The 11,840-nt window shown below is 72.4% G+C and carries 14 protein-coding genes; 6 read left to right on the forward strand and 8 right to left on the reverse strand.

Going from position 1 to position 11,840, the window contains the following annotated elements; genetic code table 11:
- The first annotated feature begins 144 nt into the window (after window positions 1-144).
- The gene (locus tag ACZ4XX_RS22140) at window positions 145-564 is read left to right on the forward strand and encodes an ATP-binding protein (protein WP_468509571.1); all 420 of its coding nucleotides are present in this window, start codon (window positions 145-147) and stop codon (window positions 562-564) included.
- Here ACZ4XX_RS22140 and ACZ4XX_RS22145 read toward each other — a convergent pair.
- Window positions 558-1,001, reverse strand: coding sequence for an STAS domain-containing protein (locus ACZ4XX_RS22145; protein WP_468509572.1), 444 nt, complete (start codon window positions 999-1,001; stop codon window positions 558-560). The two genes, ACZ4XX_RS22140 and ACZ4XX_RS22145, sit on opposite strands and share 7 nt — an antisense overlap.
- Before the next feature lie 133 nt (window positions 1,002-1,134).
- Between ACZ4XX_RS22145 and ACZ4XX_RS22150 the strand changes: the two genes are divergently transcribed.
- Window positions 1,135-1,659 carry a helix-turn-helix transcriptional regulator gene (locus ACZ4XX_RS22150; protein WP_468509573.1) on the forward strand — a complete coding sequence of 175 codons (525 nt, stop codon included), beginning with the start codon at window positions 1,135-1,137 and terminating at the stop codon, window positions 1,657-1,659.
- Window positions 1,660-1,714: 55 nt separating this feature from the next.
- Here ACZ4XX_RS22150 and ACZ4XX_RS22155 read toward each other — a convergent pair whose 3' ends face one another.
- The 3 genes from ACZ4XX_RS22155 to ACZ4XX_RS22165 form a co-directional block, all read right to left on the reverse strand.
- Entirely contained in the window at window positions 1,715-2,209 is a 495-nt protein-coding gene (locus ACZ4XX_RS22155) for a GerMN domain-containing protein (RefSeq protein ID WP_468509574.1), read from the reverse strand.
- The gene (locus ACZ4XX_RS22160) at window positions 2,206-3,663 is read right to left on the reverse strand and encodes an ATP-binding protein (protein ID WP_468509575.1); all 1,458 of its coding nucleotides are present in this window, start codon (window positions 3,661-3,663) and stop codon (window positions 2,206-2,208) included. The genes ACZ4XX_RS22155 and ACZ4XX_RS22160 overlap by 4 nt, the downstream gene beginning before the upstream one ends.
- A gap of 104 nt (window positions 3,664-3,767) precedes the next feature.
- Window positions 3,768-4,508, reverse strand: coding sequence for a response regulator transcription factor (locus ACZ4XX_RS22165; protein WP_468509576.1), 741 nt, complete (start codon window positions 4,506-4,508; stop codon window positions 3,768-3,770).
- A 134-nt stretch (window positions 4,509-4,642) separates the two neighbouring features.
- Here ACZ4XX_RS22165 and ACZ4XX_RS22170 point away from each other — a divergent pair, with 134 nt between their 5' ends.
- The 4 genes from ACZ4XX_RS22170 to ACZ4XX_RS22185 are packed head-to-tail and all read left to right on the forward strand — an operon-like array spanning window position 4,643 to window position 8,368.
- On the forward strand, window positions 4,643-5,332 hold the full coding sequence (locus tag ACZ4XX_RS22170) for a hypothetical protein (RefSeq protein WP_468509577.1): 690 nt from the start codon (window positions 4,643-4,645) through the stop codon (window positions 5,330-5,332).
- Window positions 5,329-6,429 (forward strand): peptidoglycan-binding protein, encoded by a 1,101-nt coding sequence (locus ACZ4XX_RS22175; RefSeq protein ID WP_468509578.1) that lies wholly within the window; start codon window positions 5,329-5,331, stop codon window positions 6,427-6,429. Before ACZ4XX_RS22170 ends, ACZ4XX_RS22175 begins: the two co-directional genes overlap by 4 nt.
- The gene (locus tag ACZ4XX_RS22180) at window positions 6,426-7,178 is read left to right on the forward strand and encodes an ABC transporter ATP-binding protein (RefSeq protein WP_468509579.1); all 753 of its coding nucleotides are present in this window, start codon (window positions 6,426-6,428) and stop codon (window positions 7,176-7,178) included. The genes ACZ4XX_RS22175 and ACZ4XX_RS22180 overlap by 4 nt, the downstream gene beginning before the upstream one ends.
- On the forward strand, window positions 7,175-8,368 hold the full coding sequence (locus ACZ4XX_RS22185; protein WP_468509580.1) for an ABC transporter permease: 1,194 nt from the start codon (window positions 7,175-7,177) through the stop codon (window positions 8,366-8,368). The genes ACZ4XX_RS22180 and ACZ4XX_RS22185 overlap by 4 nt, the downstream gene beginning before the upstream one ends.
- Here ACZ4XX_RS22185 and ACZ4XX_RS22190 read toward each other — a convergent pair.
- The 4 genes from ACZ4XX_RS22190 to ACZ4XX_RS22205 form a co-directional block, all read right to left on the reverse strand.
- Window positions 8,355-8,744 carry a MazG-like family protein gene (locus ACZ4XX_RS22190; protein ID WP_468509581.1) on the reverse strand — a complete coding sequence of 130 codons (390 nt, stop codon included), beginning with the start codon at window positions 8,742-8,744 and terminating at the stop codon, window positions 8,355-8,357. The two genes, ACZ4XX_RS22185 and ACZ4XX_RS22190, sit on opposite strands and share 14 nt — an antisense overlap.
- Before the next feature lie 57 nt (window positions 8,745-8,801).
- On the reverse strand, window positions 8,802-10,262 hold the full coding sequence (locus ACZ4XX_RS22195; RefSeq protein WP_468509582.1) for a DEAD/DEAH box helicase: 1,461 nt from the start codon (window positions 10,260-10,262) through the stop codon (window positions 8,802-8,804).
- Between the two features lie 231 nt (window positions 10,263-10,493).
- A complete protein-coding gene (locus ACZ4XX_RS22200) occupies window positions 10,494-10,697 on the reverse strand; it encodes a cold-shock protein (protein ID WP_030218719.1) in 204 nt (67 codons plus the stop codon).
- Between the two features lie 212 nt (window positions 10,698-10,909).
- On the reverse strand, window positions 10,910-11,680 hold the full coding sequence (locus ACZ4XX_RS22205; protein WP_468509583.1) for a DUF817 domain-containing protein: 771 nt from the start codon (window positions 11,678-11,680) through the stop codon (window positions 10,910-10,912).
- Window positions 11,681-11,840: the final 160 nt, after the last annotated feature.

Consider the following 11,840-nt stretch of genomic DNA (forward strand, 5'->3'; position numbering starts at 1 on the left):
GAAATGCGGGTGAATGCCACCCGAGCGTCGGGGCAGGGGCCCGTAGAACGCCCGGGGACAGGGGAAGGGGGCGTGGGGCGAGAGCGGAACGAGCGGGGGGCGAGTGGAGACCGGGTGGGTAGAACAGTGATCACAGGACATCGCATGGAACATCCGATGCCGAGCGGGAACCGGCCCTCCGTTCCGCGTGACGCTGCCGAGGCGCGCGCCCGGGTCGCGGAAGCGCTGCGGGTGGCCGAGACGGGGACGGGTGCCCCGCCGTCCGCCACCGCCGTCGGGGATGCGCTGCTCGTGACGTCCGAGCTGGTGACCAACGCGCTGCGTCACGGGGGAGGTCTCACCGGGTTCGGTGTGGAGCTCGGCCCGGGGGCGGTGACGATCACCGTCGCCGACGCGAGCGATGAGCTGCCACGTCTCACGGACGGCCGTGGAGCGGACCGCGGCTCCGGTCCGGCGGAGGGCGGCTTCGGGTGGCCCCTGGTCAGGCTGCTCGCGCAGGAGATCAGGCTGTCCCTGCCGCAGGAGGGCGGCAAGACCATCGAGGTGCGGCTGCCGCTTCACTGAGCCCGTCCCCTTCTCGGCCGCGAGAAGAGATCCTCTGTGCCGGTCAGCTGGAGAAGCCGGATCATCCGTGGACTCATGGGGCTGAGGGTGAGGGGCCCGAGGGGGCGGCTCCGGCCGTCGGGGCGGTGGTCGGTCGGTTCGGTCCGTGCGACCCCTGCGGCTCGCGCGGTCAGGAAGGCCCGCAGCCCGGCGCAGTCGCAGAAGGTCACGTCCGCGAGGTCGAGCGTGATGCCTCCCGGGTGGGCGTGCAGGGCGGCGAGGAGACTCCGCTGCAGACGCGGGGCGGTGGCACTGTCGATCTCGCCGCTGACGACGAGGGTGCCGTCCGGCGTGACCTTCACGGTCATCCGCGCGTCCGGGCCGGTGGTGGGCGGCTGGATGCCGGTGTCACCGGCAGGCGTCCGAAGTTCGGTGGCGCGGTCTGGAACGGGGTGCATGGTGAGCTCCCATGGGCCAGCCAAACCTGTTCTTATGCCCTTATCGTCCCCTTCCTCTCGTAACCCGTCAATAATTACATGAGATGATTTTCCGGTCTTGCGGAGCATGAATAAAACGCCACATAATGGAGGCATGAGTGCCAGCTCAGGTGACCGTCAGTCATGGACCTTCCTGACGAATCACGCCCGGGTGCTGGTGGTGATCGCCCGCGACCCCGGTGTACGGCTGCGTGATGTCGCCGCCGCGTGCGGGGTGACCGAGCGAACGGTGCAGACGATCGTCGCCGACCTGGAGGCCGCCGGATACCTCACCCACGCGAGGGAGGGCCGTCGCAACCGCTACCGTCTGGCCCCGGGGAAGCGGTTCCGTCACCCACTGGAGGGTGACTACGAGATTACAGGCCTCCTGGACATGCTCAAAGCCGCCCCTGGCCACGGCGGCGCAGCACGCCGCGCCGGTCTGAGCGACGTCGACTCGCTGTCCCACGCCGGGGCCACCGACGCCGCCCCCGCGGCCGGCGCACAGCTGAGCGCCGCCGATCCGTCGCCCCGCCCCGGGAGTGCCGACGCCGCCCCCGTGGCCGACGCGGGGCCGGCCGACGCGGGGCTGGGCGACGTGACCCCGTTGTCCCACCCCGCGACTCCTGGCGGCTCCTGACGGCAACCAAGCTCCTGGCGGCATCCAAAGGGCCTCCGCCCGGGGCGGACACGCGCTAGCCGTCCAGGAACTCGGCGCACCGGTAGGGGCCGAGGGGCGGGCCCCCCGGTGGGCGCAGGGTGACCTCCACGTCGTCCGTCCCGACCTTCGGGTCGAGTACGGACTGGGCGCGGGCCAGCGTGCACACCAGCTGTCCCGTTCCCTGGTCCCGTCCCGTCCCCGCGTACGGGCCCTCCAGGCGTACCGTGACCTGCGTGCCCCGGCCCGTCACCGTGTAGCCGCCGAGTTCGACGAGGTTGGTGAGGCCGTCACGCTGTTCGGCGGGCGGCGGGCCGCTCGCGAGCAGCTTCACCACCGAGCCGAGGTTCTCGATCTCCCTGTCGAGCACGGGCACGCCCCGCAGACCGCTGTCCGACGCGTAGTACAGCCGGATCCCGCGTGTCAGCCCGGTCGCCGGCTCGCCCGCCCCTATCACCCCCGTCGGCTGCACACCGCACCCCAGCAGGGCGAACCCGAGAACGGGGACCAGCACTCGTCCTCGTACCCTCACTCCTCGTCCTCTCCCGTACGCCGCAGGGGCAGCCACAGGGTGAACACCGCGCCCCCCTCCGGTCCTGCGGCGACGTCGATCGTGCCGCCGTGCAGCCGCGCGTTCTCCAGGGCGATCGCCGTCCCGAGGCCGCTGCCCTGTCCGCCGGTGTCGGCCGCGCTCCGCGTACGGGCGGCGTCGGCCTTGTAGAACCGGTCGAAGACCCGCTCCCGGGTCTCCGGCGGCAGCCCCGGGCCGTGGTCGGCGACCTCCACCGTCACCCACCACTCCTCGCTCGCGCCCATGCCCTCGCCCGCGGCGGCGCCCGTCCGCGTCCTCGTGCCGAGGGTCACGGTGACCGGCGGAGCTCCGTGCCGCAGCGCGTTGCCCACCAGGTTCGCCACGACCACATCGACGCGCCGACGGTCCACCACCGCCCGTACGCCCTCGTCGAGACGGGCCTCCACCCGGTCGGTCCAGCCGCGCAGCGCCAGGGACGCCCGTACCGTGTCGGCGAGATCGGTCTCGGCCGCGTTCAGCCGGTTCGCGTTCGCGTCGAAGCGGGAGATCTCCATCAGGTCCTCGACGAGCCGTGAGAGCCGCGCCGTCTCCGCGCCCACGGTGCGGGCCGCCCGCGCCGCGTCCGGCGGCAGCTGGTCGGCGTCCTCCTCCAGGACCGTCGCCACCATCGTCATCGCCGCGAGCGGCGTGCGCAGCTCGTGCGACACGTCCGCGACGAAGCGGCGCGCCTTCGCCTCCTGCTCGCGCAGCCGCGCGTCCGAGGCCTGCAGCGCGTCCGCCGTCTCGTTGAACGTCCTTGCCAGGTCGGCGAGTTCGTCGTGTCCCCGGACCGTCACCCGGCTTCCGAGTTCGCCCTCCGCGAGCTCACGCGTGGCCCGCCCCAGCTTGCGGACGGGACGCAGGACCGTTCCGGCGGCGAGCAGCGCCAGGACGGCGGCCAGTACCACCACCGGCAGGATGCCCGCCCGGACGGAGTCCAACAGGGCGGCGGTGTCGTCGCGTTCGGCGCGGAGATCGGTGATCGCGAAGACCTCGAGGCCGGAGAAGCGCCGGTCCCCGTCCGCGTACGTCACGGGCATGCCGACCACCAGATACGGCTCGTCCCGCCACATCACCCGCTGGAACCGGGTCCCGTCCCCGGCCCGTACGGCGCTCCGCAGCTCGACGGTGATCCGGCCCTCCGTGTCGGCGAGCGGATCGGAGACCGCGACGAGGTCCTGGTAGCGGGCCACGACGATCCGGGCGCCGAGCCCGTCCGAGACCTTCGCCGCGAACCGGGCAAGGGACCGCTGGTCGGGCGGCAGGTCGAAGTCGGCCGCCACCGCGGTGACGCGTGTGCGTACGTCGTTCACCGCCGCGTCCTGGGTGCGTTGCAGGACGGCGGTCCGCGCGTCCCGGTAGGCGAGCGCGGTCGCGGTCACCGCGCTGATGAGCGCGACGACGACGAAGGTCACGACGAGCCGGGTCCGCAGCCCGCCGACGAGCCGCCGGGAGCGTCGCCTCGGGGAGCCCCCGGCGGGTTCGGAACCGCCCGGACGGCCCGCACCTCCGGTCCCGCTCACAGCGGCCCGAAGCGGTAGCCGAAGCCCCGCACCGTCTGGACGTACCGGGGCTTCGCCGGTACGTCCTCCAGCTTCGCCCGCAGCCGGCCGACCGCCGCGTCCACCAGGCGGGAGTCGCCCAGGAAGGTGTGGTCCCAGACCGAGGCGAGGAGCTGTTCGCGGCTGAAGACCCGGCCGGGTGAGGAGGACAGTTCCAGGAGCAGTCGCAGCTCGGTGGGTGGCAACGGGATCAGGACGCCCTGCTTGGTGACGGTGAGACCGGCGCGGTCGATCACCAGGCCCGCGAACGCGTCCCCGGCCGACGGCTGGGCACCCGCCGGTCCCGACGCCCCGGCCGGTCCCGCCGCCCCCAGCGGCCCCCACGGCTCCGCTCGTCGCAGTGCGGCCCGGATGCGGGCCTCCAGAACGGGTGCGGTGACCGGCTTGACCACGTAGTCGTCGGCGCCGGCCTCCAGACCCGTCACGATGTCGTGGTCGTCCCCGCGCGCGGTCAGCATGATGATCGGAAGCGTGGCCGTACGGGCGCGGATGCGGCGGCAGACCTCGAACCCGTCCATCCCCGGCAGCATCAGGTCGAGGACGGCCAGCTCCACCTCGGCGCCGTCCGGGGCGTCGAGCAGCGCGAGCGCCTCCTCGCCGGTGGCCGCCGTGTCGACGTCGTACCCGTGCCGGCGCAGCACGAGCTCCATTCCGTCCCGTACGGACGCGTCGTCCTCGATGAGCAGTACATGCGGCATGCCGTCGATTATGGGTGCCGCGAGGGCCCCTCCCTCGCCCGGGCAGGGGCTTCATGCGCAGGTCGGGGGCATTGTTACGTTCTCATCATGTCGCCATGGAATCACCGTCATGTGGCGTGACGAGGGTGGTGGTCATGACCCCGAAGACAACCCCCCGTGCCCTTCCCGCCGGCCGCCGCCGTGCCGTCCCCGGCGCCACCGCCCGGCTGCGTCTGACGGCCCTCGCCGTGCTCCCCGTCCTCGTCCTCTCCGCGGCGTGCGGCAGCGGTGACGACAGCGCCGCCGGTGCCGCGGAGAACGACGAGATCGCGTCGGTGCCGGAGACGGTCACCGCCTCGCCGTCCACGCGGAACGACACCGCCCCGAGCACCCGGCCCGCCGGGAAGAGCGCCTTCTACGACGCCCAGATGGACTACGTCCGGTGCATGCGCGTCAAGGGCGGTTACAAGGACTTCCCCGACCCCAAGCTCAGTGGGCACCTCGACTGGGGGAAGGTCGAGGAGATCTCCTCCCGCCCCGGCCAGATGGAGGCCGCCAAGGGCGGCAGGAACGGCGTCTGCGTCGACGAACTCCAGAAGGTCATGCTGGCCGAGCCGAAACGGGACCAGCAGAAGGACTACGAGTCGATGCTGGCGCACGCCAAGTGCATGCGGGACAACGGCGTCTCCCGGTTCACCAACCCGACCATGAGCGGCGGCAACGCCCAGCCCGGCGGCGACCCCAATCCGGCGTCCCCGACCATCGACAGCGACTCGCCGACGTACAAGCAGGCCCGCGAGGCGTGCAGGACGAAGCTGCTCGACGGTCTGGACGGCATGCAGTGAAGCGCCGAACCGCCCTCCGCACGCTCGGCGCGGTGACGGTCGCCGCCGCCGTCACCGGGGGAGCCGCCCTCCTCGGCGACCTCGGACTTCTCGACGAGGGCGCGGGCGGCTCCGGAGCCGCCGGGAAGGGCGGCGATCTGCCGCCCGCCACCGCGACCGTCGTACGGACCGACCTCGTCCGGTCCAAGACCGTCGACGGCAGGCTCGACTTCGCCCAGCGCCGCACCGTCAAGTCCGCCGTCGACGGCACCGTCACGGTCGCCGCCACCGAGGGCAGGACCCTGACCAGGGGACAGGCGCTGTACGAGCTGAACGACAAGCCCGTCACCCTCCTCTACGGTCCCGTCCCGATGTTCCGCGAGATGAAGACGGGCGACCGGGGGAGCGACGTGCTCCAACTGGAGCGCAACCTGCGCGACCTGGGGTACGGAGCCGGGGTCCACGTCGACACGCGCTACGGCAAGGACACCGAGACAGCGGTCAAGCAGTGGCAGAAGTCCCTGAACCGCGAGCCCACCGGAAAGGTCGGCAGAGGAGACGTCGTCTTCCAGCCCGGCCAGGTCAAGGTCGTCTCCGTCGACGCCGCGCTCGCCGACCAGGTCGCCCCCGGCGAAGCCGTCCTGACCATCGCCTCCACCAGACCCGTCGTCCGGGCCCGCCTGGACCAGACCGACGGCGAGCTCACCGCGGCCGGCACCGAGGTCGAGGTCACGCTGCCCAGCGGGAGGACCGTGGCCGGCCGGGTCGCCGGCACCGTACGCCCCGAGGAGACCGGTTCCGGGGACGATGCCGTGTCGCAGGACGGCATCGTCGTCGAGGTCGTCCTCGACGGCGGGGCGCGCGCCGCGTCCGGCGAGGACGCCAAGGCGTCGGCCGGCGTGAAGTTCGTCAGCGAGGCCCGCAAGGGAGTCCTCGCGGTCCCCGTCGAGGCGGTCCTCGCCCTGCGCGGCGAGAACGGCGGTTACGGCCTCCAGATCGTCCAGGGCACCACCACGAGGACGATACGGGTGGAGACGGGCATGACCGCCGACGGGCGGATCGAGGTCAGCGGCCCGGACGTGAAGGAAGGCCTGACGGTCGGAATGGCCGCCTCATGACCCCGGACCCCACCAGGACCGCCGCGGTCTCGACGGAGGCCGGGCGGCCCGCCCCCGTCGTGGAACTGTGCGACGCCACCAGGTCGTACCCCGGCGGTGTCCACGCCCTGCGCGGAGTGAACCTCACCGTCCGCGAGGGGGAACTGCTCGCCGTCGTCGGCCCGTCCGGGTCCGGCAAGTCCACGATGCTCCACGTCATGGGCACCCTCGACAAGCCCACCGGCGGCATCGTCCGGATCGCCGGCCACGACGTGTCGCGGCTCTCCGACAACCGTCTCTCGGCACTCCGCGCCCGTCACATCGGCTTCGTGTTCCAGCACTTCCACCTGGCGGCGGGACGCGACGCCGTCGACAACGTCGCCGACGGCCTGCTGTACGCGGGCGTGCCGCTGCGGGAACGGCGGGCGCGGGCCCGGGCCGCGCTGGACCGGGTACGCCTCGGCCACCGTCACTCCCACACGCCGAACGAGCTGTCCGGCGGCGAGAAGCAGCGCGTGGCGATCGCCCGCGCGCTGGTGGGGGAGCCCCGGCTGCTCCTCGCGGACGAGCCCACCGGCGCCCTGGACACCGCCTCGGGGAAGATCGTCATGGAGCTGCTGCACGAGCTGAACGCGGCGGGCACCACGATCTGCGTCATCACCCACGACAACGAGATCGCGGACTCGCTGCCGCGTCGGGTCCGCTTCAAGGACGGCGAGATCGTCGCGGACGAGCGCGGTGTCCTTCCCGGGAAAGGAACCGCGTCGTGAAAGGCACCCTCAAGCCCTCGCGTCTCTCCGCCGGCGACGTCCTCAGGGTCGGTGCGGTCGGTCTCCGCGCGCGACGCGCGCGCGTGGTGCTGTCCGCGCTCGGCATCGCCATCGGCATCGCGACCATGGTCGCGGTCGTCGGTCTCTCCGAGTCCAGCCGCGCGGACCTGATGGCCCGGCTCGACCGGCTCGGCACCAACCTCCTCACCGCCGAGGCGGGCAAGGACGCCCTGGGCAAGGAGATCAAACTCCCCAGGAACGCGGTCGCGATGGTCGAGCGCATCGGCCCCGTCCGGCACGCCACCGGAACGGGCGACGTCGACGCCCGGATCCGCCGCAGCGATCTGGTCCCCGAGGAGCGCACCGCCGGCGTCACCACCCAGGCCGTCCGTACCGACCTCCTGGCCGCGCTCGGCGGCGAGGTCGACCAGGGTGCCTGGCTGGACCCGGCCGGCGAACGGCTCCCGGTCACGGTCCTCGGAGCGGTGGCCGCCGACCGGCTCGGCATCACCCGCACCGGCGAGACGATCATGATGAACGACACCCGCGTGGTCGTCGTCGGCATCCTGAAGCCGCTCGAACTCGTCCCGAACCTCGACCGGGTGGCGATGGTCGGATTCCCCGCCGCCGAGCGCCACTTCGGGTTCGACGGTCACCCGACGACGATCTTCGAGCGCTCCACGGACGCCTCGGTGGAGGACGTACGGGCGATCCTGGCCCGCACGATCAGCCCCGGCGGCGAGGCGGGCGTCAAGGTCTCGCGGCCCTCCGACGCGCTCGCCGCCAAGGCCGCCGCCGACAAGGGCCTGACGACCCTGATGCTGGGCCTGGGCGCGGTGGCGCTCCTGGTCGGCGGCGTCGGCGTCGCCAACACCATGGTCATCTCCGTCCTGGAGCGCCGTCAGGAGATAGGCCTGCGCCGCTCCCTCGGCGCGACCCGCAACGCGATCCGGCTCCAGTTCCTCACCGAGTCCCTGCTGCTGTCCGCCCTCGGCGGGGCGACGGGAGCGCTGCTCGGGGCCGCGGCGACGTACGGCTTCGCGCGGGCCCAGGACTGGACGGCGGTCGTCCCGCCCTGGTCCCTCGCGGGGGGCCTCGCCGCGACCCTCCTGATCGGGGTGCTCGCCGGCCTCTACCCGGCGGTCCGCGCCTCGCGCCTCCACCCGACGGTGGCCCTCAACTCGACGTGACCACCGGGTCGCCGTCGTGCGGGTGCGGGGGCGAGTCAGGGTCGGTGGGCCGGAGGAACCTGGCCGACTTCCGGGCGAGAACGGAGGCGAAGAACTCGGGCGCGTCGTCGGGGCGCATCCGGGCGAGGGAGACCATGCCGGTGATCACGGCGTCGACCACCTCCTCCTGCACCTGCTCCCAGTCGTGGCTGCGGCCCTTGCGAGGATTCACCGCCCGGACCCCGAGGACGGCCTGCGCGGCCTCACCGACCTCCTCCGAGAGCTTGAGCACCTGCAACGTCCACTGCTCCTCCGCCGCCAGCCCCCGCTCGGCGTCGAACTCCGCGAACAGCGTGGCGAGCGAACGGATCGTGTCCCACGGGTCGTCGTCCCTCACGGGCTCTCCTCAGGTGTGCCGGCGGTGGGGTGGTGCCGAGCCGAGAGGGGCGGAGGCCTACTTGCCCCGGCGGATGCGGGCGGCCTGCCTCGCCTCGGCCGTCTTGCGGGCCTCGGCGGCCTTGCGGGACTCGTTCTTGGCGCGTCCCGGGCGGCCCGGGACGGTGCCCATGCCGCGGAAGGCCGCCCCGCCGCGCTTGGCGCCCTCCTGGCTGGGCGCGGCACCGCCGACGGGGACGCCCGAGGGGGTCCGGGCGCCGGTGATGCGGCTCAGCGCGGCCTCGCCCGACCTGACCTTGGTGACCTGGGGGCGGATGCCGGCGTCCGCCATGAGCCGGGCCACGTCACGCTGCTGCTCGGGGGTGACCAGGGTGACGACGACCCCGGACTCGCCGGCGCGCGCGGTGCGTCCGCCGCGGTGCAGGTAGTCCTTGTGGTCGGCGGGCGGGTCGACGTTGACCACCAGGTCGAGCTCGTCCACGTGGATGCCGCGCGCCGCCACGTTGGTGGCGACGAGCACCGGGACCTCGCCGCTGCGGAAGCGGTCCAGGGTGCGGGTCCGCAGCGGCTGGGACTTGTCACCGTGCAGGGCGGCGGCGTGCACACCGCTCCCGAGGAGGTGCTTGGTGAAGCGGTCGACGGAGGCCTTCGTCGCCAGGAACATGATGACCCGCCCGTCGCGGGCGGCGATCTCCGTGGCGGTGGCGAACTTGTCGGCGCCGTGCACGTGGAGCACGTGGTGGTCCATCGTGGAGACGGTCGCCGCCGACGGGTCGACGGAGTGGACGACCGGGTCGGCGAGGTACCGCTCGACGAGGAGGTCGACGTTCCGGTCGAGCGTGGCGGAGAACAGCATCCGCTGGCCCCCGGCGGGCACCAGGTCGAGGAGCTCGGTGACCTGCGGCATGAAGCCCATGTCGGCCATCTGGTCGGCCTCGTCGAGGACGGTCGCTTCCACCCGGTCCAGTCGGCAGTCCTTGCGCTCGACGAGGTCCATGAGCCGGCCGGGCGTGGCGATCAGGACCTCGGCACCGTCGCGCAGCGCCGTGGCCTGCCGGCCGATCGACATGCCGCCGACGACGGTGGCCAGACGCAGCTTGAGGGCCCGCGCGAACGGGTCGAGGGCGTCTGTCACCTGCTGGGCCAGTTCGCGCGTGGGCACCAGGACCAGTGCGAGCGGCTTACGGGCATCGGCGCGCCGACCGGCGACACGGACCAGCAGGGGCAGGCCGAAGGCGAGGGTCTTGCCGGATCCGGTGCGCCCGCGCCCCAGGACGTCACGGCCCGCGAGGGCGTCGGGCAGGGTCGCGGACTGGATCGGGAACGGCGTGTCGACGCCGAGGCCGGTGAGGACCTCGTGGACCTCGGCCGGCAGATCGAGCTCGCCGAAGGTGGCGGCGGGCGGCAGGGCCGGGGTGCCGACGGGCAGCGCCGCCCATTCGTCCTCGGCGGTCCTGCGTCCCGCCCGGTCCGTACGGGGCGCGCTCTTCGCGTTCTTCGGGCTGTTCGTGTCGTTCATGGGTCCTCCTCGAAACGGCGCGCTTCGAGGAATTCGCGAGGGGCCGCGGGCCCGATGAATTACTGGAACGTACCGAATGCCACGGGCGTACGAATCCGGCCATACCGAGGGGATGAAATCGGCGGCCGGCCGGCGAAAGGCCCGGGAATGTTTGGAAAAGCCTGGAAAATGCGACGAGCCGGGGCCCTCACCACACGGGTGAGGACACCGGCTGCGTCGGACGTGTCAACGTCAGGCGGGGAGGATGTTCTCCGCCTGGGGGCCCTTCTGGCCCTGCGTGACGTCGAAGGTCACCTTCTGGCCTTCCTGGAGCTCACGGAAGCCAGAGGTGGCGATGTTGGAGTAGTGGGCGAAGACGTCCGGGCCGCCACCCTCCTGCTCGATGAAGCCGAAGCCCTTTTCAGCGTTGAACCACTTCACGGTGCCGTTAGCCATGTCAATTCTCCTTCGGGGCGTAGCCCTGGGGGACGCACTGTGCGTACCCCGGAGTCGCCGTGATGATTGCCCCGTCCGGAAAACTGCACCGAAAACACAGAAAGTGCCTGACGATGTCGAATCGTCAAAGGCACTTGTAAGTTTCTTTGGGAACCACGACTGCAACTGCTGTCGACTGTACCACGTCCCCTGCACCGGTGCACGAAATTGCCTCAATTCTCGTGCCGCGCCGAGCGGGAAGGCATTGCCAGGACGAACGTGACCGTCATCAGGAGCGCCCAGGCGCCGAACTTGGCGAGGGACACCGGCTGCCAGCCGTCCAGCTGGTGCGGATAGCTCCAGGCACCGACGTACGTGGCCGCGTTCTCCGCGACCCAGAGGAAGAAACCGATCAGGACGAACGACAGGGCCAGTGGCATCCGGTGGTCCCGGTCGCCCACCCGGAACCTCACCCAGGTCCCCGCCGTCGCCACGAGAAGCAGCGCCGCCAGGGCCCAGCGGGCGTCCGGCAGCCAGTGGTGGCTGAAGAAGTTCACGTACACGGCGGCGGCGAGCACGGCCGTCGCGCGCGGCCGGTAGCCCGTCAGCCGCAGGTCGAACAGATGCCGGGCCCGGCAGACGTAACTGCCGAGCGCCGCGTACAGGAATCCGCCGTACAGCGGCACGCCGCCGACCTTCGTCAGCGCCTCCTCCGGATAACTCCACGAGCCCATGCGTACCTTGACCAACTCGAAGAGGAGGCCCGTGGCGTGGCAGGCGGCGATCACCGCGATGTCCCGTCCGGTGTCCCACCCGACCTTCCAGGCCACGAAGGTGAGTCCGATCCCGTACAGCAGCAGCAGGTCGTAGCGGGCGATCGGAAGGTCGGGCAGCAGGGACGAGACGGCGATCCCCCCGACGAGCGCGACGGCGAAGGCGCAGCACCGCGCCTCCAGTACCGCGAACCGCAGGAGCTGGCGTATCCCGTGCGTGAACGTGTCCATGCGGGGAGGGACGCCGGTCGGCGGCGGTCGGTTCGCGCGGCGGGGGCGGCAGGGGAACGCAGAACGGCGGGGGGGGGGGGGGGGGGGGGGGGGGGGGGGGGGGGGGGGGGGGGGGGGGGGGGGGGGGGGGGGGGGGGGGGGGGGGGGGGGGGGGGGGGGG

Source organism: Streptomyces sp. NPDC029956, assembly GCF_055574655.1.